We start from the raw sequence: 20,253 nt of genomic DNA on the forward strand, positions 1-20,253 counted from the left end.
CGCCCGTGTCCGATCCGACGTCCGTGATCGACGACCTGCGCGAGGAGAGCGAGGACCTCGACCGCCTCGTGGCCGGATCGAGCGCGCCGCACTGGGCACTCGCCACCCCCGCCCCCGGCTGGACCGTCGCCCACCAGATCGCCCACCTCGCCTGGACCGACCGCTCGGCCCTGCTCGCCGTCACCGACGCCGACGGCTTCCGCGCCCTGGTCGAGAAGGCCCTCACCGCACCGGGCTCCTTCGTCGACGAGGGCGCCGAGGAGGGCGCCGCGCTCCCGCCCGCCGAACTGCTCGCACGCTGGCGTGACGGCCGTACGGCACTGGAGGAGGCGCTGCGGGCCGCCCCGCCCAAGGCGCGCTTCCCCTGGTACGGCCCACCCATGTCGGCCGCATCCATGGCGACGGCCCGCCTTATGGAGACCTGGGCCCACGGCCAGGACGTGGCCGAGGCTCTGGGTGTGGTGCGCCCACCCACCGACCGGCTGCGGCATGTGGCCTGGCTCGGGGTACGGACCCGGGACTTCGCCTACGGCGTGCACGGGCTGACTCCGCCGGCCGACGCCTTCCGCGTCGAACTGCGCGCACCCTCAGGCGACTTGTGGACCTACGGCCCCGAGGACGCCCCGCAACGCGTCACCGGCCCCGCCCTCGACTTCTGCCTCCTGGTCACCCAGCGCGCCCACCGCACCGACCTCGCCCTGCGCGCCGACGGCCCCGACGCTGACCGCTGGCTGGACCTCGCACAGGCCTTCGCGGGACCGCCGGGCAGCGGACGCCCGCCGAAGCCGAAGGGGGATGCCGAGGGACCCTCGAAGGAGGCGACCCCGTGACCCTGCGCATCGGCAACGCCTCCGGCTTCTACGGCGACCGCTTCGACGCCCTGCGCGAGATGCTCACCGGCGGTGAACTGGACGTCCTCACCGGCGACTACCTCGCCGAGCTCACCATGCTGATCCTCGGCCGTGACCGGCTGAAGAACCCGGCCGCCGGATACGCCCGCACGTTCCTGCGGCAGTTGGAGGACTGCCTGGGGATCGCCCACGAGCGGGGCGTGCGGATCGTCACCAACGCCGGCGGGCTCAACCCGGCCGGACTCGCCGACGCCGTACGGCACTTGGCCGACCGGCTCGGTATCCCCGTACGCGTCGCCCATGTCGAGGGAGACGACCTCACGGCCGCCCACCCCGGCAGCCTCGCCGCCCACGCCTACCTCGGCGGGTTCGGCATCGCGGCGTGCCTGCGGGAGGGCGCGGACATCGTCGTCACCGGGCGGGTGACGGACGCGGCCCTCGTCACCGGGCCCGCCGCCGCGCACTTCGGGTGGAGGGAAACGGACTACGACCGGCTCGCGGGGGCCGTCGTCGCCGGGCACGTCCTGGAGTGCGGGGCGCAGGCCACCGGCGGCAACTACGCCTTCTTCCGGGACGGCGACGTCCGCCGCCCCGGCTTCCCGCTCGCCGAGCTCCACGAGGACGGCAGCTGCGTCATCACCAAGCACCCCGGCACCGGCGGCTTCGTCGACGTCGGCACGGTCACCGCCCAGTTGCTGTACGAGACGGCCGGTGCCCGGTACGCGGGGCCCGACGTCACCACCCGGCTGGACACCGTGCGGCTGGGCCAGGACGGGCCCGACCGGGTCCGGATCGACGGTGCGCGCGGGGAGGCACCCCCGCCCACCCTCAAGGTCGGGCTCAACAAGCTCGGCGGCTTCCGCAACGAGGTCGTCTTCGTGCTCACCGGACTCGATATCGAGGCCAAGGCAGCCCTGGTGCGGGAGCAGCTGGAACCCGCCCTCGGCAAGGTCGCCGACGTGCGCTGGGAGCTGGTCCGCACCGACCGGCCCGACGCTCCGAGCGAAGAGACGGCGAGCGCGCTGCTGCGGCTCGTCGTACGGGACCCGGACCAGGGCGTCGTCGGGCGGGCGCTGAGCGGGGCGGCCGTGGAGCTGGCGCTCGCCAGTTACCCCGGCTTCCATGTGCTCGCGCCACCTGGAAAGGGCGCGCCCTATGGGGTCTTCGAGGATGTGTATGTCCCCCATGGGGCCGTCGACCATGTGGCGGTCCTCCATGACGGGCGCCGAGTCCCCGTGCCACCGGCCCACGCCACCGCCGTACTCGACGCCGTACCGGAGCAGCCCCTGCCGCAGCCTCTGGCGCCCGGGCCCACCCGGCGCGCCCCTCTCGGCCTCGTCGCGGGCGCCCGCAGCGGTGACAAGGGCGGCAACGCCAACGTCGGTGTGTGGGCCCGCACGGACGACGCCTGGCGGTGGCTCGCACACGAGCTGACGACCGGCAGATTCCAGCAGCTCATCCCCGAGAGCCGCGAGCTGAAGGTCACCCGGCACCTTCTGCCCCGGCTCCGCGCCCTCAACTTCGTCGTCGAGGGCATCCTCGGCGCGGGCGTCGCGGCCCAGCACCGCTTCGACCCGCAGGCCAAGGCCCTCGGCGAATGGCTGCGCTCCCGCCACCTGGACATACCGGAGGCCCTGCTGTGACCGTCCTGACCTCCGCGCTCGACCCCAAGAGCCCCGACCACCGGGACAACCGCGAGGCGATGCTCGCCAAGCTGGACGAGCTGACCGCCGAGCACGCCAAGGCCCTCGCGGGCGGCGGCGAGAAGTACGTGGCGCGGCACCGCGAACGCGGCAAACTCCTGGCCCGCGAGCGCATCGAGCTGCTCCTCGACCCGGACACGCCGTTCCTGGAGCTGTCCCCGCTGGCCGCCTGGGGCAGTGACTACACCGTCGGCGCCTCCCTCGTCACCGGCATCGGTGTCGTCGAGGGAGTGGAGTGCCTGATCACCGCCAACGACCCGACCGTGCGCGGGGGAGCGAGCAACCCCTGGTCGCTGAAGAAGGCTTTGCGCGCCAACGACATCGCCCTCGCCAACCGGCTGCCCTGCATCAGCCTGGTGGAGTCCGGGGGAGCCGATCTGCCGTCCCAGAAGGAGATCTTCATCCCCGGCGGCGCCATCTTCCGGGACCTGACACGGCTGTCGGCGGCCGGCATCCCGACCGTCGCCGTCGTCTTCGGCAACTCCACCGCCGGTGGCGCCTACATCCCCGGCATGTCCGACCACGTGATCATGGTCAAGGAGCGGGCGAAGGTGTTCCTCGGCGGTCCGCCGCTGGTGAAGATGGCCACGGGCGAGGAGAGCGACGACGAGTCCCTGGGCGGCGCCGAGATGCACGCGCGCACCTCCGGCCTCGCCGACTACTTCGCCGTCGACGAGCCCGACGCGCTCCGACAGGCCCGGCGCGTGATCGCCCGCCTCAACCACCGCAAGGCGTACGACGATCCGGGCCCGGCCGAGCCTCCCAAGTACCCTGCCGACGAGCTCCTCGGCATCGTCCCCGGCGACCTGAAGAGCCCCTTCGACCCGCGCGAGGTCATCGCCCGCATCGTCGACGCCTCCGACTTCGACGAGTTCAAGCCGCTCTACGGCACGAGCCTGACCACCGGCTGGGCCACCCTGCACGGCTACCCGGTCGGCATCCTCGCCAACGCCCAAGGGGTCCTCTTCAGCGAGGAGTCCCAGAAGGCCGCCCAGTTCATCCAGCTCGCCAACCAGCGCGACATCCCGCTGCTCTTCCTGCACAACACCACCGGCTACATGGTCGGCAGGGAGTACGAGCAGGGCGGCATCATCAAGCACGGCGCGATGATGATCAACGCGGTCAGCAACAGCCGCGTACCCCATCTCTCCGTCCTCATGGGCGCGTCCTACGGCGCCGGCCACTACGGCATGTGCGGACGGGCCTACGACCCCCGCTTCCTCTTCGCCTGGCCCAGCGCCAAGTCGGCCGTGATGGGCCCCCAGCAGCTCGCCGGTGTCCTCTCCATCGTCGCCCGGCAGTCGGCGGCGGCGAAGGGACAGCCCTACGACGAGGAGGCGGACGCCGCGCTGCGCGCCATGGTGGAGCAGCAGATCGAGTCCGAGTCGCTGCCGATGTTCCTGTCCGGGCGGCTGTACGACGACGGCGTCATCGACCCGCGCGACACCCGCACCGTCCTCGGCCTGTGCCTGTCCGCCATCCACACGGCGGCCTACGAGGGCGCGCGTGGTGGCTTCGGCGTCTTCCGGATGTGAGGGACCTTTCCGTGATCACTTCTCTGCTGGTCGCCAACCGGGGCGAGATCGCCTGCCGCGTCTTCCGCACCTGCCGCGAACTGGGCATCCGCACCATCGCCGTCCACTCGGACGCGGACGAGGGCGCCCTCCACGCGCGCGTGGCGGACGCGAGCGTACGACTTCCGGGGGAGGCGCCCGCCGACACCTATCTGCGCGGCGACCTGATCGTGAAGGCCGCCGTCGCGGCCGGAGCGGACGCCGTGCACCCGGGATACGGCTTCCTCTCCGAGAACGCCGACTTCGCCCGGGCCGTCCTGGACGCGGGCCTGACCTGGATCGGCCCGCCCCCCGAGGCCATTGAGGCGATGGCGTCCAAGACCCGCGCCAAGCAACTCATGGGCATCCAGCCCCTCGCCCACGTCACCGAAGCCGACCTGCCCGTGCTGGTGAAGGCGGCGGCGGGCGGCGGCGGACGCGGCATGCGTGTCGTACGGCACCTGGCGGACCTGGACGCCGAACTGGCCGCCGCACGCGCCGAAGCCGCGAGCGCCTTCGGCGACGGCGAGGTCTTCGTCGAGCCGTACGTCGAGAACGGCCGCCATGTCGAGGTCCAGATCCTCGCCGACACCCACGGCACCATCCTGCCGCTCGGCACCCGCGACTGCTCCCTCCAGCGCCGCCACCAGAAGGTCGTGGAGGAGGCCCCGGCCCCCGGACTCTCCGAGGAACTCCAGGAGGAGCTGAGCGCCCTCGCCGTACACGCCGCCCGGGCCGTCGACTACGTGGGCGCCGGCACGGTCGAGTTCCTCGTCGCCGGCGGCAGGGCCCACTTCCTGGAGATGAACACCCGCCTCCAGGTCGAGCACCCCGTGACGGAAGCCGTGTTCGGCCTCGACCTGGTCGCCGGACAGATCCGCGTCGCCGAGGGCCACCCGCTCGACAGCGAGCCTCCACGCGTGCGTGGCCACGCCGTCGAGGCCCGCCTGTACGCCGAGGACCCGTCCCGCGACTGGGCCCCGCAGACCGGCCGCCTGCACCGCCTGTCCCTGCCGGAAGGCGTCCGCCTGGACACCGGCTACACCGACGGCGACGACATCGGCGTCCACTACGACCCCATGCTCGCCAAGGTCGTGGCCCACGCCCCCACACGCGCGGAGGCCCTCCGCAAGCTCGCCTCCGCCCTGGAACGGGCCTTGATCCACGGCCCCGTCACCAACCGCGACCTCCTGGTCGGTTCCCTGCGCCACCCCGAGTTCACCGCGGCCCGCATGGACACCGGCTTCTACGACCGCCACCTGCCGGAACTGACCACCCCCGCCACCGACCCGCACGCCCCGCTGGCCGCGGCCCTCGCCGACGCCCACACCGGCCCCCGCTCCCGCTTCGGCGGCTGGCGCAACGTGCCTTCCCAGCCGCAGGTCAAGCGCTACGGGATGGCGGGCGAGGAACACGAGGTCCACTACCGGTACACGAGGCAGGGCCTGGAGGCGGAGGGGGTCCGGGTGGTGCACTCCGACCCGGGTCTGGTCGTACTCGAAGTGGACGGAGTGCGGCGCCGGTTCACCGTGACCCGCCACGACGACCACGTCTACGTCAACAACACGGCCCTGACGGCCCTGCCCCGCTTCCCCGACCCGACGGCCCAGCACGCCCCGGGCTCCCTCCTGGCCCCCATGCCCGGCACGGTCGTCCGAGTGGCCGACGGCCTCACCACAGGGACCCCCGTCAAGGCCGGCGACCCCCTCCTCTGGCTGGAGGCGATGAAGATGCAGCACAAGATCACAGCGCCCGTGACGGGCACGCTGAGCGAGCTGCACGCCGTACCCGGCCAACAGGTGGAGCCGGGGATGCTCCTGGCAGTGGTGAAGGAGACCTCCTAAGGGGCGCGGGGAACTGCGCGACCAGCCACGATGAAGGAGTCACATGCCCACGATCGAAACAGACGAACACAAGGCCCTCCGCTCGGCCGTAGCGGCACTGGGCAAACGCCACGGCCGCACCTACGACCGGGAGGCACTCTGGTCCGAGGCGGGAAAACTCGGATACCTCGGCGTCAATCTGCCGGAGGCGTACGGCGGCGGAGGCGGCGGAATCGCCGAACTCTCCGTCGTGCTCGAAGAACTGGGCGCTGCCGGCTGCCCGCTCCTGATGCTGGTCGTCTCACCCGCCATCTGCGGCACGGTCATCGCCCGCTTCGGCACGGCGGAACAGAAACAGCACTGGCTCCCGGCCCTCGCCGACGGCACTCGCACCATGGCCTTCGGCATCACCGAGCCCGACGCCGGCTCCAACTCGCACCGCATCACGACCACGGCTCACCGTGATGGAGCCGACTGGATCCTGACCGGCCGCAAGGTCTTCATCTCCGGCGTGGACATCGCGGACGCGACCCTCATCGTCGGCCGCACCGAAGACGCCCGCACCGGCAGTCTCAAGCCCTGCCTGTTCATCGTCCCGCGCGAGACCCCCGGGTTCGGCCGCCGCCCCATCGACATGGAACTCAACGCCGCCGAGAAGCAGTTCGAGCTGACCCTCGACGACGTACGGCTGCCCGCCGACGCCCTCGTCGGCGACGAGGACGCGGGCCTGCTGCAGCTCTTCGCCGGCCTCAACCCCGAGCGCGTCATGACGGCCGCCTTCGCGATCGGCATGGGCCGCTACGCGCTGGCGCGAGCCGTCGAGTACGCCCGCGACCGGCAGGTCTGGAAGACCCCCATCGGCGCCCACCAGGCCATCGCCCACCCCCTGGCCCAGGCGCACATCGAGCTCGAACTCGCCCGCCTGATGATGCAGAAGGCCGCCCAGCTGTACGACGCGGGCGACGACATGGGCGCCGGAGAGGCCGCCAACATGGCGAAGTACGCGGCCGGGGAGGCCTGTGTGAAGGCCGTGGACCAGGCCGTGCACACCCTCGGCGGCAACGGCCTCACCCGCGAGTACGGCCTGGCGCAGCTGATAACGGCCGCGCGCGTGGCTCGTATCGCACCGGTGAGCCGGGAGATGATTCTCAACTACGTCTCCCACCAGACCTTGGGCCTGCCCAAGTCGTACTGAGACGGCCGGAGACGGCCCGCGCGCGAGGAGGAACCATGTTCCGCAGCGAGTACGCAGACGTCCCGCTCGTCGACCTGCCCATCCACGAGGCGGTCCTCGCCAGGGCCGCGGAGTTCGGCGGGACCCCGGCACTGATCGACGGCACCGACGGCACCACCCTCTCCTACGAGCAGGTCGACCGCTTCCACCGGCGCGTCGCCGCCGGGCTCGCCGAGGCCGGGGTGCGCAAGGGCGACGTCCTCGCCCTGCACAGCCCCAACACCATCGCCTTCCCCACCGCGTTCTACGCCGCCACGCGCGCGGGCGCCACCGTCACCACCGTGCACCCGCTCGCCACCGCCGAGGAGTTCGCGCGGCAGCTGACGGACTCGGCGGCCCGCTGGATCGTCACCGTCTCACCGCTGCTCGACGTCGCCCGCCGGGCCGCCGAACTCGCCGGCGGCGTACGCGAGATCTTCGTGTGCGACAGCGCCACCGGCCACCGGTCCCTGATCGACATGCTGGCCTCCACGGCCCCCGAGCCGGTGGTCGACATCGACCCCGCGGAGGACGTGGCGGCCCTCCCGTACTCCTCCGGAACCACCGGCACGCCCAAGGGCGTGCTGCTCACCCACCGGCAGATCGCCACCAACCTCGCCCAGCTCGACGGGGCGATACCCGCGGGCCCCGGCGACCGCATCCTCGCCGTCCTGCCGTTCTTCCACATCTACGGCCTCACGGCCCTGATGAACGCGCCCCTGAGGAAGGGCGCCACCGTCGTCGTCCTGCCCCGCTTCGACCTGGAGCAGTTCCTCGCGGCCATCCAGAACCACCGCATCACGGGCCTCTACGTGGCCCCGCCGATCGTCCTGGCCCTCGCCAAACACCCGGCCGTCGCGCAGTACGACCTGTCGTCCCTGAAGTACATCCTCAGCGCCGCAGCGCCCCTGGACGCCCGGCTCGCCGCCGCCTGCTCGGAGCGGCTCGGCCTGCCGCCCGTCGGCCAGGCCTACGGCATGACGGAACTGTCGCCCGGCACCCATGTCGTCCCGCTGGACGCGATGCGCGACGCGCCGCCCGGAACCGTCGGCAAGCTCATCGCCGGCACCGAGATGCGCATCGTCTCCCTGGACGACCCCGGCACGGACCTGCCCGCCGGCGAGTCCGGCGAGATCCTCATCCGCGGCCCCCAAGTCATGAAGGGCTACCTCGGCCGCCCCGACGCCACCGCCGCGATGATCGACCCCGACGGCTGGCTGCACACCGGAGACGTCGGCCATGCGGACGGCGAAGGGTGGCTCTTCGTCGTCGACCGCGTCAAGGAACTCATCAAGTACAAGGGCTTCCAGGTGGCCCCCGCCGAACTGGAGGCCCTCCTCCTCACGCACCCGGGCATCGCCGACGCAGCCGTCATCGGCAGGTACAACGACGACGGCAACGAGGTCCCGCACGCGTACGTGGTCCGCCAGCCGTCCGCCGCCGGCCTCTCGGAGGCGGAGGTCATGATGTTCGTCGCCGAACGTGTCGCCCCCTACAAGCGGATCCGGCAGGTCACCTTCATCGTCGGCGTCCCCCGCGCGGCCTCAGGCAAGATCCTCCGCCGACAGCTCAGGGAGCGCGCATGAGCCTCATCACGCGCACGCACGCGCGTGCGATCGAGACCCTCACCCTCGACTCACCGCACAACCGCAACGCCCTGTCGGCGGCCCTGGTCGCCGAGCTGGCCGACGCCCTCACCGACGCCGGCAAGGAAACCGGCGTCCGCGCGATCGTCCTCACCCACACCGGCAACACCTTCAGCGCCGGAGCCGACCTCAAGGCCCCACCACCCCCGGACGCGCTCGTCGCCCTGCTGCGGCAGATCGTCGAACTGCCCAAGCCGGTCGTCGCCCGCGTCACCGGCCACGTCCGCGCGGGCGGCCTCGGCCTGCTGGCCGCCTGCGACATGGCCGCCGCCTCCACCGAGGCCACCTTCGCCTTCACGGAGGTCCGCATCGGCGTCGCCCCCGCGGTCATCTCCCTGCCACTGCTCCCACGCGCCGACCCGCGCGCCCTGGCCCGCTACTACCTCACCGGCGAACGCTTCGACGCGGCGGAGGCGACACGCACGGGCCTGCTCACCACGCACGGAGCGGACGTCGACACCACCCTGGCCCCCGTCCTCGACGGCCTGCGCACATCCGCCCCCGACGCCCTGGCCGAGACGAAACGGCTGCTCACGGCTAGGGTGCTGGAAGCCTTCGACCGGGACGCGGCCGACCTGACCGCGCTCTCGGCCCGGCTGTTCTCCTCCGCGCAGGCCCGCGAGGGGATGACGGCCTTCCTCGAACGACGGGATGCGGCATGGGTGGTGTGAGCACGGCCGACCGTGCGGAGAGAGTCCCCAAGCAGGACCGCAGCCGGGCCACCCGGCAGCGGCTCCTGGAAGCGGCTGTGGCCTGCCTCGCGGAACACGGCTGGGCCGGCTCCACGGTGTCGGTCGTCGCCGAGCGCGCGGGCGTCTCCCGCGGCGCCGCCCAGCACCACTTCCCGACCCGCGAGGACCTCTTCACCGCGGCCGTCGAATACGTCGCCGAGGAACGCTCGACCGCTCTGCGCGCCCTCTTCCCCGAGGGCGCGTCCGGGGACCGCCACGCGGTCGTCGCCGCCCTCGTCGACCTCTACACCGGCCCCCTCTTCCGCGCCGCCCTCCACCTCTGGGTCGCCGCCTCCAACGAGGACCAGCTCCGCCCCCGCGTCACCGAACTCGAATCCCGCGTAGGCCGCGAGACCCACCGCATAGCGGTCGACCTCCTCGCCGCCGACGAATCCCTCCCCGGCGTCCGGGAAACGGTCCAGGGCCTCCTCGACATGGCCCGAGGCCTCGGCCTGGCCAACCTCCTCACCGACGACACGGCCCGCCGGGAACGGGTGGTGGCGCAGTGGGCGGGGCTGCTGGAGGAGACGCTGGGCTGAGGGCGCTGCCGACCGCAACGCAGGGATTGGCCGAGGCCTCTCAGGGACTGAGCCGCTCCACCCGCCAGCCCCCGTCCGGCTGCTCCACATACCGCAGCCGGTCGTGCAGCCGGTTCTCGCGGCCCTGCCAGAACTCCACCGTCTGCGGGGCCACCCGGAAGCCGCCCCAGTTGGGTGGTACGGGAACCTGCTCGCCCTCCGGATAGCGGGCGGCCAGTTCGGCGTACGCGCGGTCGATGTCGGCCCGGGTGGAGATCACCGAGGACTGGGCGCTGGCCCACGCGCCCAGCTGTGAGCCGTGCGGCCGGGTCCGGAAGTACGCCGCCGTCTCGTCCCGGCCGGTGCGCCGCGCGACACCGGTGACGAGGACCTGCCGGGCCATCGGATGCCAGGGGAACAGCAGCGAGACGTACGGGTTCTCCGCCAGGTCGCGGGCCTTGCGGGAGTCGTAGTTCGTGTAGAAGACGAAGCCCTGCTCGTCGAAGTGCTTCAGCAGCACGGTGCGGGCGCTGACCCGCCCCTCGGCGTCGGCCGTCGAGACGACCATGGCGTTCGGCTCGAACAGCCCGCCGTCCGTCGCGGCCTGCTTGAACCAGCGCGCGAACTGCTCGACGGGGGTGGCGGCCAGCTCGGTCTCGGAGAGCCCCTCGGCCCGGTACTGCTTGCGCATCGAGGCCAGATCGAAGGGGGCGGCGTCACGGTCGGTCACCCGGTCATCTTGCCGTATGGACGGTGTCCTTCGTCACTGAGTGGCACTGAGTGCCGTGAACCCTCCCCAACGATGGCACTCGGGGATATCGTTCTGATGCCGTTCGGGTTGGGTGACCGCCAGCCGCACGGGGCATCACAGGGGAGACCGGCCAGGACCGCGAGTCGCCGCGAGCGACCGTGGATCCACCGGACGGCCGCCCGCTTCGCAAGCTGACTGACACATGGTTCACACGTCTCACCCCACCAGACACCATCTGTCACTTACATCACGAGGAGCCGCCTGATGTCCGACTTCGTACCCGGGCTCGAGGGAGTAGTCGCGTTCGAGACGGAGATCGCCGAACCGGATAAGGAGGGCGGCGCACTCCGGTACCGGGGCGTCGACATCGAGGACCTCGTCGGCCATGTCTCCTTCGGCAACGTCTGGGGCCTGCTCGTCGACGGCGCCTTCAATCCCGGCCTGCCGCCCGCCGAGCCGTTCCCCATCCCCGTCCACTCCGGTGACATCCGCGTGGACGTCCAGTCGGCCCTGGCCATGCTGGCCCCGGTCTGGGGCCTCAAACCGCTCCTCGACATCGACGAGGAGCAGGCCCGAGCCGACCTGGCCCGCGCCGCCGTCATGGCCCTGTCCTACGTCGCCCAGTCCGCTCGGGGCCAGGGCCTGCCCATGGTCCCCCAGCGAGAGATCGACAAGGCCCAGTCCGTCGTCGAACGCTTCATGATCCGCTGGCGGGGCGAGCCGGACCCCAAGCACGTGGCGGCGGTGGACGCGTACTGGACGAGCGCGGCCGAGCACGGCATGAACGCGTCCACGTTCACGGCCCGGGTGATCGCCTCGACCGGCGCGGACGTCGCGGCAGCGCTCTCCGGCGCGGTGGGCGCGATGTCCGGCCCGCTGCACGGCGGCGCCCCGTCCCGCGTCCTCGGCATGATCGAGGAGATCGAGCGCACGGGCGACGCGGAGGCCTACGTGCGGAACGCGCTCGACAACGGCGAGCGCCTCATGGGCTTCGGCCACCGCGTCTACCGCGCCGAGGACCCCCGCGCCCGAGTCCTGCGCCGCACCGCCCGCGAACTGGGCGCTCCCCGCTTCGAGGTCGCCGAGGCCCTGGAGAAGGCGGCCCTCGCGGAACTCCACGCCCGCCGCCCCGACCGCGTCCTCGCGACGAACGTCGAGTTCTGGGCGGCCATCGTCCTGGACTTCGCCGAGGTCCCGGCGCACATGTTCACGTCCATGTTCACCTGCGCCCGCACGGCCGGCTGGTCCGCCCACATCCTCGAACAGAAGCGCACGGGCCGCCTGGTCCGCCCCTCGGCCCGCTACGTCGGCCCGGGCACCCGCGACCCCCGCGAGATCGAGGGCTACGGGGACATCGCCCACTGAGCCGCCCCATGCACGGCCTCACCCGGCTCCGGGTGGGGCCGTGAGCACGTCTCACCCGGTGAGCCGGTCCAGTTCCGCACCGATGGCCTCCCGCAGCGGGTCATGCCGCGCCCCGAGCGAATACCGCTCCTCGCTCCACATCTCACGCGGATAGAGCCACACGGGCAGCCGCACGAGATCCGCCGACTCCCACTCGTAGCGCGGCCACACATGCGCATGCAGGAACGCGTCGGTGTTCCCGAGAATCTCCAGATTGACCCGGCGAAACCCCGTCTCCACCCGCCGGCAGGCCTCCTCGACGGCTTCCCCCAGCCGATCCATGTCGGCCAGGAACGCCAGCCGCTTGCTCCGTGGCAGCTCGGACAGCCGTTCCACCGCGGGATCGTCGGTCAGGAGCACGGAGTAGCCAGGCAGAAACTGCACATCCCCGATCGCCGCGAACCCGGCGTCCAGCCTCCGCAGCACCGCCGGATTCGCACCCCGCAGCGCACTGCCGACCCGGTCCTCGCGCCATTCGTCCTCCACGACCACCCCCGACAACGCAGACGACCCGCGAGCCTGGTCCTCCTGAGGAGGGCCGGCCGGACGTACCGGCGGCTCGCGGGTCGGGTGACTGCTGGAGATTGGGCCGGCTGCGCGTTCCGTTCACGCGCTGGTCCGGCACCGCACTGTGTGTGGTGTCGGGCCGCTAGCCCGCAGCCACCTCACGCGTCCGGTTCTCATACATCTGCCGAACCACCTCCCTTCTCGTGTACCTGGAACCCTAGGAAACCGACCGGCCTCGGATCAACCGTTTTTCTGAGACCTTGACGCAGGGCCGCGCCGGAGGAGGCGGGGTGTTCGTTCGCGGATGACGTGGGGAATGCCCTCGTACAACGATTCTTTCAATGTTGTGGGAACACGGTGTGCGCTGGGTCACGTTCCAGTTGAATGATTGCAAGTAGCGAACCGACGTGCGGTACGTGCGGACGCAGCCTGCAGGGGGTCCAGGTGAGTGCTTCCCGGCGTAGTGGGACCACCGACGAGCTGGGGCCCGACGAGCCCGAGCGGGACAATTCGGATGGTTCGGATCTGCTTGCCGCGTTGCTGGACGGGATGGACGCGGCATTGTGTGCCTTCGACGCCGACGGTGTCGTGACGCACTGGAACCGTGAGGCCGAGCGGATTCTCGGCTGGAGCGCGGACGAGGCCGTGGGGCGGCGGGGCCTGGCCGGGTGGGCCGTGCGCAGCGCGGACGCCGAGGAGGTCGAGAGCCGGCTGCTGTCCGCGATGCACGCCCCGGGCCGGCAGGTGAACGAGTTCGCGTTGCTGACCAAGGACGGCGGGCGGGTGCTCGTACGGACCCAGTCGGCGGCCGTGCGAGGGACCGACGGGAAGCCGGCGGGTGTGTACTGCGCCTTCAGCGAGGTGCACGCGCAGATCGATCTGGAGCGGTCGATCGCGTTGAGCGAGGCGCTGTTCGAGGACGCCAGCTGGGGCGTCGTGCTCGTGGACGTCGACCTGCGGCCGGCCGTGGTGAACGCGCACGCGGCCAAGGCGCTGGGCACGGGCCGTACGTCCGTTCTCGGCCGCCCGCTCGGCGATCTGCTGTCGCAGGGCGTGGAGGAGCTGGAGAGCGCGCTGCAGCATGTGCTGGCGGAGGGTGCCCCGCCCGCGCCCGCCGAGGTGTGGGTGGGCGTGCGCATGCCGGAGGGGGAGCGGCGGCGGTGCTGGCGCAGCGGCTTCGTACGGCTGGCCTCGCCGCTCGCGGAGGAGCCGGTTCCGCTGGGTGTGGGGTGGCTGTTCCAGGACGTGACGGAGGCCAAGCAGAGCGAGCAGGAGGCGTCGCTGCTGCGGTTCCGTACGCAGCAGCTGTACCGGGCCTCGCGGGCCGCGGCCGAGTGCGAGGACCCGGCGGAGGCGGCGACGGTCCACCTGGACTTCGCCCTGGCCGGGTTCGCCGACCACGCGTTGATCGACCGGGTGGCGGGCGGCGCGCTCGTCGACGCGCAGGGCGAGGGGCCGGTACGGCTGGTGCGGGTCGCCGCCACTCCGTCCGGCGCTCCGGGGCCGAGCAAGTTCTCCGGCCACGCGGGCCTGCCCGCGCGGTACACGGAGGGGCATCCGGCTCTGCAGTGCGTGGAGCGGGTCGGCGCGCTGAGGGCGAGTGCGGGGGCCGCGGCGCCCGAGGAGGCCCGGCTGTGGGCCGAGGCCCGGCAGTGGCCGCCGGACGCGGTGCACGCCCTGTGCGCGGTGCTGCGCAGCCGGGGGCGGACGCTGGGTGTGGTGACGTTTCTGCGGGGGGCGGGGCGCAGCGCGTTCGAGCGGTCCGACGCGATGTACGCGGAGGACGTGGCGGTGCGGATCGCGGCGTCACTGGATCTCGCGGGGCTGTCCGGCGAGTAGCTGTGGACGGGCGCGGGTCTCGCCGTCGCCTCAGTGCCGGTAGAAGATCCGGTCCCGGTACTGCTCCATCACGCGGCTGTTCCAGTCGTGCCCGCCGTCGACGTTCCCGGAGCGCAGGAGCGGGGGTTCCAGGCCGCGGTCGGCGAGGGTTCCGGCCGTGGTGGCCATGACGGCCTGGAGGAGGGCCGAGGTGACGACCGTGGAGGCGGGGGCGAAGGGGGCCGGGACGTTGTCGAGGGTGAGTTCGGCGTCTCCGACCGCGATCTTCGAGTCGAGGACGAGATCGCAGTGGTCCTTCAGATACGTCCCCGAGCTGTGCCTGGACTTGGTCTCCGTGGCGTAGGCGACCGAGGTCACGCCGATGACCCGTACGCCCCGGGCGCGGGCGTGCATGGCCATTTCCACGGGGAGGGCGTTGCGCCCGGACAGGGAGATGATGAGCAGGGCGTCGCCCGCGCGGATCGGTGAGCTGTCCAGGACGGCGCTCGCGAGGCCGTCGACGCGTTCCAGGGCGGAGCCGAGCGGTGCGGGCATGACATCGACGCCGACGACGCCCGGCACGGCGAGCAGGTTCATGAGGGCGAGGCCGCCGGCGCGGTAGACGAGGTCCTGCGCGGCGAGGGAGGAGTGCCCGGCGCCGAAGGCGAAGAGGCGGCCTCCGCTCTCGACGGTGTCGGCGAGGAGCGTGCCGGCGGCCGTGATGCTGTCGGCCTCCTCGTCGCGGACCTGCCGCAGCAGGTCGATCGCGGCGTCCAGGAACTGGCCGGCCGGCGCGCGGTCGCTCATACGGGGTCCCTTCGGGAGGCCTTGTTGGGCGCGTGTCGCGCATCACGGTGCGGTCTGGACCAGTGTGGTGTCAATACGGTCGTGGCGGCCGGGCCAAGGGTGCCGCGCGGCGCTCCGGGGTCCGTGAAGGAGAACTTCGTACCCTTCCGCCGGGCCGCGTAATCCCCGGGTTTCCCTCCGGCGGCACGGTTGTCGGTGGTATCCGGCAGAATTGGGTGCAGGGCCAGCGCACGCGCCGGTGAGCCGTCCAGCCTCCGGCAGATCTCATCGAGGGGCACGTATGTCCGGACTGATCGACACCACGGAGATGTATCTCCGCACCATCCTCGAGTTGGAGGAAGAGGGTGTGGTCCCCATGCGCGCCCGTATCGCCGAGCGGCTGGACCAGAGCGGGCCGACCGTCAGCCAGACCGTGGCGCGGATGGAGCGCGACGGTCTGGTGTCCGTCGCCAGCGACCGGCACCTGGAGCTCACCGACGAGGGCCGCCGTCTCGCCACGCGCGTGATGCGCAAGCACCGGCTCGCCGAGTGTCTGCTCGTCGACGTGATCGGCCTGGAGTGGGAGCAGGTCCACGCCGAGGCGTGCCGCTGGGAGCACGTGATGAGCGAGGCCGTGGAGCGCCGTGTGCTGGAGCTGCTGCGGCACCCGACGGAGTCGCCGTACGGCAATCCGATCCCCGGTCTGGAGGAGCTCGGCGAGAAGGACGGCGCCGACCCGTTCCTGGACGAGGGGATGGTGTCGCTGGCCACTCTGGACCCGGGCGCCGAGGGCAAGACGGTCGTGGTGCGCCGTATCGGCGAGCCGATCCAGACGGACGCGCAGCTGATGTACACGCTGCGGCGGGCGGGCGTGCAGCCCGGCTCGGTGGTCAGCGTGACCGAGTCGGCGGGCGGTGTGCTGGTGGGCAGCGGGGGCGAGGCGGCGGAACTGGAGTCGGAGGTCGCCTCCCACGTGTTCGTCGCCAAGCCCTGAGCCGGGCCGGGCCCGCCCGGCCGGCCGCGCCGGTGGTGTTGGCGTGATCCCGCCGTCTGCGGGATTCAGTCCGTCGAATGGCAGCGCTCGTCCGCTTCCCGTGCGACGCTGTCGCGTGAGGCATATGACCTGAGGGCTCTTGGCCGTGGCTCGACAGCGATGTCGCCCGGCCGGGGAGGGGGCGGGAGGATGTGCCGTGGAGATGTGGAGGGCCCCGGCGCCTTGTGGCGCCGGGGCCTGTCCTCCCCTGTGCTGACCCGGAGCCCCGAGCTCTCAGGGTCATTCCCCTCGGACCGGTTTCCCCGAGCGGTCCGCCTCCCGCTGAAGATCTCCCCTCGGCAGCGGCTATCAATCCCTGAGGATGGTCACTCGAACGAGGGGTGTTGCCCGCGAGAACAGCATTCTCGAATGGGCATTCGATAGTGTGCGGGTGACGCACGGCACAGCAACAAGGCGCAGCAGGCAGAACACGGTTCACAGGACCGGACGGCCGGAGACGACCACGGTCCGCGCGAAGCTTGGGGGGTGCCAGGACATGGCGCGACGCATCGACGTGACCGGGACGGGCGGCGTACGCCTCGCGGCCTGGGAGTTCGGCGACCCGCCCAAGACCGATCCGGCGCACGAACCGCACGATCCGCAGCACCCGCACGACCCGCGGCACCCGCTGCGCACGCCCGGCGCGGATACCGCGACGAACGGCTCCCCGGGCGTGCTGTTACTGCACGGCCTCATGGGCCGCGCCTCGCACTGGGCGTCCACCGCCCGCTGGCTCTCCGGCCGGTACCGCGCCGTCGCTCTCGACCAGCGCGGCCACGGCCGCAGCGAGAAGCCCCCGCAGGGAGCCTTCTCCCGTGACGCCTACGTCGACGACGTGGAGGCCGCTCTGGAGCAGCTCGGGCTCGACCCGGTCATCCTCATCGGCCACGCCATGGGCGCGCTGACCGCCTGGCAGCTCGCCGCCAAGCGCCCGGACCTGGTCCGTGGGCTGATCATCTGCGATATGCGGGCCTCCGCGCTCGGCGCGGCCTCGCAGCGCGAGTGGGACCAGTGGTTCCGGTCCTGGCCGCTGCCCTTCGCCACGCTCGCCGACGTCCGCAAGTGGTTCGGCGAGGACGACCCCTGGGTGGAGCGGCCCAACCCGGCCCGCGGCGCGTTCTACGCCGAGGTGATGGCCGAGTCCCCGGACGGCTGGCGCCCCGTCTTCGAACCGGAACAGATGCTCCGCTCCCGCGAGACCTGGGTGTACGACGCGCACTGGGAGGAGCTGACCCAGGTCCGGTGCCCCGCCCTGGTCGTGCGCGGCCTCGACGGTGAGCTGGGCCGCGCCGAGGCCCAGGAGATGGTCCGTGTCCTGCCCCGCGGCCAGTACGCGGAGGTCGCCGACGCCGGCCACCTGGTGCACTACGACCAGCCGGAGGCCTGGCGCGCGGCGATCGAGCCGTTCCTGGACGCCCTCAGCGCGAACTGAGCCGGACGGGTCATCCTGAACCGGGACGGACGGCTCACCCCTTGCTGACCGCCACCAAAATCTCCGGCAGCCGCCGGGCCGTCCGCGGAGCCGCCAGCCGCAGCCCCACCGCCGTGATCGCGGCCCCGTAGGAGGCGCCCACCGGCAGCAGCAGCCATGTCCAGTCGTCGCCCCCGGCGCTCACGTTCAGCCAGATCGTGAGCGCGATGACGGGCGCGCACAGCACGGCGGCGGCGATCATCCCGCCGAAGATGGAGATCCAGGCGAGCCCGGTCTGCCCGGGAGCGACGTTCTTGTAGCCCTCCTGCGGGATGGAGTAGGGGAAGCGGGCCGACGTCCACGCCCCGGTCGCGAGCATCGCGCCGAGCAGCGCGAAGGACAGCCCCAGCGCCTCGGGCAGCCGCCGCCAGTCGCCGAGCATCGCGGTCGTCACCACGGTGACGAGCGTGGCGTACGGCAGGGTGATCAGCAGCAGGGCCAGCGCACGGGCGCGCAGCTCGACGTAGGCGTCCCGGCGCGAGGAGATCGTCATGGCGACCATCCAGAACGCCGAGGTGTCCTGCCCGAACTGGTTGTACATCTGGATGCCGAGCATCCCGGCGGCGAAGCACGCGAAGTACACGGACCCGGTGCCCTGCCAGGCGTTGAAGACCGGCACGATCAGCCCGATGGCCAGCGAGGTCACCCAGGCCGCCTTGGTCTTGGGGTCGCGCCACACATAGCGCAGGCTGCGCTCCATGACCGTGCCGGTGCGGCCCCCGGGCAGCAGCCGCCCGAGCCCGCTCGAGGACCGCTCGCGGGCGGCCGTCTCGGCGGTGGGCAGCGTGGATCCGTCGGGCGAGGTCATCAGCCGGGTCAGATGCCGGGACCACACCACGAGCAGCACCACCAGCGCACCGGCGGTCAGCGCCAGCTGGGCGGCGGCGAGACCGTACGACCCCTCGCCCACCGCGTGCACGGCGCCGATCGCCGACGCCGGCGGCACCCACTGGAGCACCTGCGCGACCGGGTCCAGCTCGCCAAGACCCGACGAACCGATCCGCTGCGCGCCGAAGTTGACGACCTGCGCCCCGACGGCGATGACGAGCCCGCTCAGCACCGCGAGGTCACGGCCCTTGCGGCTGGTCAGCAGCCGTACGTTGGCGGCGGCGACAGCCCGCGCGAACGCCACGCACACCAGCAGCGCCAGGGCGACCGCGACGACACCCACCGCGAACGCCGCCCCGCCCCGGGCCACGGCGACCACCGAGCCCACCAGCAGGCACAGCGTGAACAGCGGCCCGATGCCCACCAGCGACGCCGTGAGCAGCGCCCGCACCAGCGGCCGGGGCCGCAGCGGCAGCATCACAAGCCGGGTCGGGTCCAGCGTCTCGTCACCACTGGGGAAGAACAGCGGCATCACCGCCCAGCCGAGGCCCAGTACCGCCACGGCCAGCACGACCAGGGACTCGACGTGCGCGTGCCCCCGCAGCGCGATCAGGCCGAGCAGTTGCAGCGCGGCGAAGAGCAGGGCGAAGACGGCCGACGCGATGTAGGCGGCCTTGCGCCCGCCGGACTGCCGCAGCCCGTTGCGCAGCAGCGACAGCTTCAGCCGTACGACGACGGGGGTGAGGGCGGGCGCACTCACCGGGCCCCGCCGCCCAGCCAGTCGAGGTCGGACCCGGCGTCCCGGCTCTGCGCCCCGACGAGTTGGAGGAACGCCTGCTGCAGCGAGGGCGCGTCACCGCGCACCTCGGCGAGGGTCCCGGTGGCCCGGATCCGCCCGGCGGCCATGACGGCCACCCAGTCGCACAGCGACTCGACGAGCTCCATGACGTGGGAAGAGAACACGACCGTGGCGCCCGAGGCGGTGTACCGCTCCAGCACGCCCCGGATGGTCTGGGCGGAGACGGGGTCGACGCCCTCGAAGGGCTCGTCCAGGAACAGCACTTCGGGATTGTGGAGGAGAGCGGCGGCGAGCCCGATCTTCTTGCGCATGCCGGTCGAGTAGTCGACGACGAGCTTGTGCTGGGCACCGGCCAGATCGAGAACGTCGAGGAGCTGAGTGGCCCGCTTGTCGACCTCGGCACCGGGCAGTCCGCGCAACCGCCCGCTGTACGCCAGCAGTTCCCGCCCCGACAGCCGCTCGAACAGCCGCAGCCCCTCGGGCAGCACCCCGATCCGGGCCTTCACCTCGACGGGGTCGCGCCACACGTCGTGCCCGACCACCTCGACGGTCCCGTGATCGGGCCTGAGCAGCCCGGTCACCATCGACAAGGTGGTGGTCTTCCCGGCTCCGTTCGGCCCGACGAGCCCGATGAACTTGCCCGCGGGCAACTCAAGATCGACCCCGGCCACAGCCACCTGCTGCCCGAACCGCTTCCAAAGCCCCTGCACCCGTACAGCGCTGGATCCCACCGCGTCTCCCTCCGTCACCTTGCACCCTACGGTGGCGCTTTTCAGGGGCGCGGGGAACTGCGCGATCAACCAGACACGACCCGCAGC

17 protein-coding genes are annotated in these 20,253 nt (G+C 72.1%); 12 read left to right on the forward strand and 5 right to left on the reverse strand.

Going from position 1 to position 20,253, the window contains the following annotated elements:
* The first annotated feature begins 5 nt into the window (after positions 1-5).
* Genes AC07DF_RS27725 through AC07DF_RS27760 form a run of 8 tightly spaced genes read left to right on the forward strand, consistent with a single transcriptional unit; the run spans position 6 to position 10,059 of the window.
* Entirely contained in the window at positions 6-830 is an 825-nt protein-coding gene (locus AC07DF_RS27725) for a TIGR03084 family metal-binding protein (RefSeq protein ID WP_478976903.1), read from the forward strand.
* Positions 827-2,494: an acyclic terpene utilization AtuA family protein gene (locus tag AC07DF_RS27730; RefSeq protein ID WP_478976906.1), complete on the forward strand. Its 1,668-nt coding sequence runs from the start codon at positions 827-829 to the stop codon at positions 2,492-2,494. Before AC07DF_RS27725 ends, AC07DF_RS27730 begins: the two co-directional genes overlap by 4 nt.
* Positions 2,491-4,089, forward strand: a complete 1,599-nt coding sequence (locus tag AC07DF_RS27735; protein WP_478976909.1) for an acyl-CoA carboxylase subunit beta — start codon at positions 2,491-2,493, stop codon at positions 4,087-4,089. Before AC07DF_RS27730 ends, AC07DF_RS27735 begins: the two co-directional genes overlap by 4 nt.
* A gap of 11 nt (positions 4,090-4,100) precedes the next feature.
* The gene (locus AC07DF_RS27740) at positions 4,101-5,951 is read left to right on the forward strand and encodes an acetyl/propionyl/methylcrotonyl-CoA carboxylase subunit alpha (protein ID WP_478976912.1); all 1,851 of its coding nucleotides are present in this window, start codon (positions 4,101-4,103) and stop codon (positions 5,949-5,951) included.
* A gap of 43 nt (positions 5,952-5,994) precedes the next feature.
* Positions 5,995-7,125: an acyl-CoA dehydrogenase family protein gene (locus AC07DF_RS27745; RefSeq protein WP_478976915.1), complete on the forward strand. Its 1,131-nt coding sequence runs from the start codon at positions 5,995-5,997 to the stop codon at positions 7,123-7,125.
* Positions 7,126-7,160: 35 nt separating this feature from the next.
* Positions 7,161-8,729 (forward strand): 4-coumarate--CoA ligase family protein, encoded by a 1,569-nt coding sequence (locus tag AC07DF_RS27750; protein WP_478976918.1) that lies wholly within the window; start codon positions 7,161-7,163, stop codon positions 8,727-8,729.
* A complete protein-coding gene (locus tag AC07DF_RS27755) occupies positions 8,726-9,460 on the forward strand; it encodes an enoyl-CoA hydratase family protein (protein WP_478976921.1) in 735 nt (244 codons plus the stop codon). The genes AC07DF_RS27750 and AC07DF_RS27755 overlap by 4 nt, the downstream gene beginning before the upstream one ends.
* A complete protein-coding gene (locus tag AC07DF_RS27760; RefSeq protein WP_478976924.1) occupies positions 9,448-10,059 on the forward strand; it encodes a TetR/AcrR family transcriptional regulator in 612 nt (203 codons plus the stop codon). Before AC07DF_RS27755 ends, AC07DF_RS27760 begins: the two co-directional genes overlap by 13 nt.
* 40 nt (positions 10,060-10,099) lie before the next feature.
* On the opposite strand, the gene pdxH is transcribed toward AC07DF_RS27760, so the two are convergent.
* Positions 10,100-10,768: a pyridoxamine 5'-phosphate oxidase gene (pdxH, locus tag AC07DF_RS27765; protein WP_478976927.1), complete on the reverse strand. Its 669-nt coding sequence runs from the start codon at positions 10,766-10,768 to the stop codon at positions 10,100-10,102.
* A 285-nt stretch (positions 10,769-11,053) separates the two neighbouring features.
* Between pdxH and AC07DF_RS27770 the strand changes: the two genes are divergently transcribed.
* Positions 11,054-12,154 carry a citrate synthase 2 gene (locus tag AC07DF_RS27770; RefSeq protein WP_399017651.1) on the forward strand — a complete coding sequence of 367 codons (1,101 nt, stop codon included), beginning with the start codon at positions 11,054-11,056 and terminating at the stop codon, positions 12,152-12,154.
* 51 nt (positions 12,155-12,205) lie between these two features.
* On the opposite strand, the gene AC07DF_RS27775 is transcribed toward AC07DF_RS27770, so the two are convergent.
* Positions 12,206-12,679 carry a diadenosine tetraphosphate hydrolase gene (locus AC07DF_RS27775; protein ID WP_478976930.1) on the reverse strand — a complete coding sequence of 158 codons (474 nt, stop codon included), beginning with the start codon at positions 12,677-12,679 and terminating at the stop codon, positions 12,206-12,208.
* A 405-nt stretch (positions 12,680-13,084) separates the two neighbouring features.
* Here AC07DF_RS27775 and AC07DF_RS27780 point away from each other — a divergent pair, with 405 nt between their 5' ends.
* Positions 13,085-14,539, forward strand: coding sequence for a PAS domain-containing protein (locus AC07DF_RS27780; protein ID WP_478976933.1), 1,455 nt, complete (start codon positions 13,085-13,087; stop codon positions 14,537-14,539).
* Positions 14,540-14,569: 30 nt separating this feature from the next.
* On the opposite strand, the gene AC07DF_RS27785 is transcribed toward AC07DF_RS27780, so the two are convergent.
* The gene (locus AC07DF_RS27785) at positions 14,570-15,325 is read right to left on the reverse strand and encodes an SIS domain-containing protein (RefSeq protein ID WP_478976936.1); all 756 of its coding nucleotides are present in this window, start codon (positions 15,323-15,325) and stop codon (positions 14,570-14,572) included.
* 280 nt (positions 15,326-15,605) lie between these two features.
* On the opposite strand from AC07DF_RS27785, the gene AC07DF_RS27790 reads away from it, so the two are divergent.
* Both AC07DF_RS27790 and AC07DF_RS27795 read left to right on the forward strand, forming a co-directional pair.
* A complete protein-coding gene (locus tag AC07DF_RS27790) occupies positions 15,606-16,298 on the forward strand; it encodes an iron-dependent transcriptional repressor DtxR (RefSeq protein ID WP_215120741.1) in 693 nt (230 codons plus the stop codon).
* Between the two features lie 535 nt (positions 16,299-16,833).
* Positions 16,834-17,769: an alpha/beta fold hydrolase gene (locus tag AC07DF_RS27795; protein WP_478976941.1), complete on the forward strand. Its 936-nt coding sequence runs from the start codon at positions 16,834-16,836 to the stop codon at positions 17,767-17,769.
* Between the two features lie 34 nt (positions 17,770-17,803).
* On the opposite strand, the gene AC07DF_RS27800 is transcribed toward AC07DF_RS27795, so the two are convergent.
* Together AC07DF_RS27800 and AC07DF_RS27805 are read right to left on the reverse strand one after the other, a co-directional pair.
* Positions 17,804-19,396: a transporter gene (locus tag AC07DF_RS27800; RefSeq protein ID WP_478976944.1), complete on the reverse strand. Its 1,593-nt coding sequence runs from the start codon at positions 19,394-19,396 to the stop codon at positions 17,804-17,806.
* Positions 19,393-20,184, reverse strand: a complete 792-nt coding sequence (locus tag AC07DF_RS27805; protein ID WP_478976947.1) for an ABC transporter ATP-binding protein — start codon at positions 20,182-20,184, stop codon at positions 19,393-19,395. The genes AC07DF_RS27800 and AC07DF_RS27805 overlap by 4 nt, the downstream gene beginning before the upstream one ends.
* Between the last annotated feature and the right edge of the window lie 69 nt (positions 20,185-20,253).

This window comes from Streptomyces sp. NPDC044719 (genome assembly GCF_056433405.1).

What these genes read in the sequence shown, in the direction of transcription:
- AC07DF_RS27745 (WP_478976915.1), top strand. Translation starts at nt 5,995, where the DNA reads ATGCCCACGATCGAAACAGACGAACACAAGGCCCTCCGCTCGGCCGTA.
- AC07DF_RS27750 (WP_478976918.1), top strand. Translation starts at nt 7,161, where the DNA reads ATGTTCCGCAGCGAGTACGCAGACGTCCCGCTCGTCGACCTGCCCATC.
- AC07DF_RS27755 (WP_478976921.1), top strand. Translation starts at nt 8,726, where the DNA reads ATGAGCCTCATCACGCGCACGCACGCGCGTGCGATCGAGACCCTCACC.
- AC07DF_RS27760 (WP_478976924.1), top strand. Translation starts at nt 9,448, where the DNA reads ATGGGTGGTGTGAGCACGGCCGACCGTGCGGAGAGAGTCCCCAAGCAG.
- AC07DF_RS27770 (WP_399017651.1), top strand. Translation starts at nt 11,054, where the DNA reads ATGTCCGACTTCGTACCCGGGCTCGAGGGAGTAGTCGCGTTCGAGACG.
- AC07DF_RS27780 (WP_478976933.1), top strand. Translation starts at nt 13,085, where the DNA reads ATGATTGCAAGTAGCGAACCGACGTGCGGTACGTGCGGACGCAGCCTG.
- AC07DF_RS27785 (WP_478976936.1), bottom strand. Translation starts at nt 15,325, where the DNA reads ATGAGCGACCGCGCGCCGGCCGGCCAGTTCCTGGACGCCGCGATCGAC.
- AC07DF_RS27790 (WP_215120741.1), top strand. Translation starts at nt 15,606, where the DNA reads ATGTCCGGACTGATCGACACCACGGAGATGTATCTCCGCACCATCCTC.
- AC07DF_RS27795 (WP_478976941.1), top strand. Translation starts at nt 16,834, where the DNA reads ATGGCGCGACGCATCGACGTGACCGGGACGGGCGGCGTACGCCTCGCG.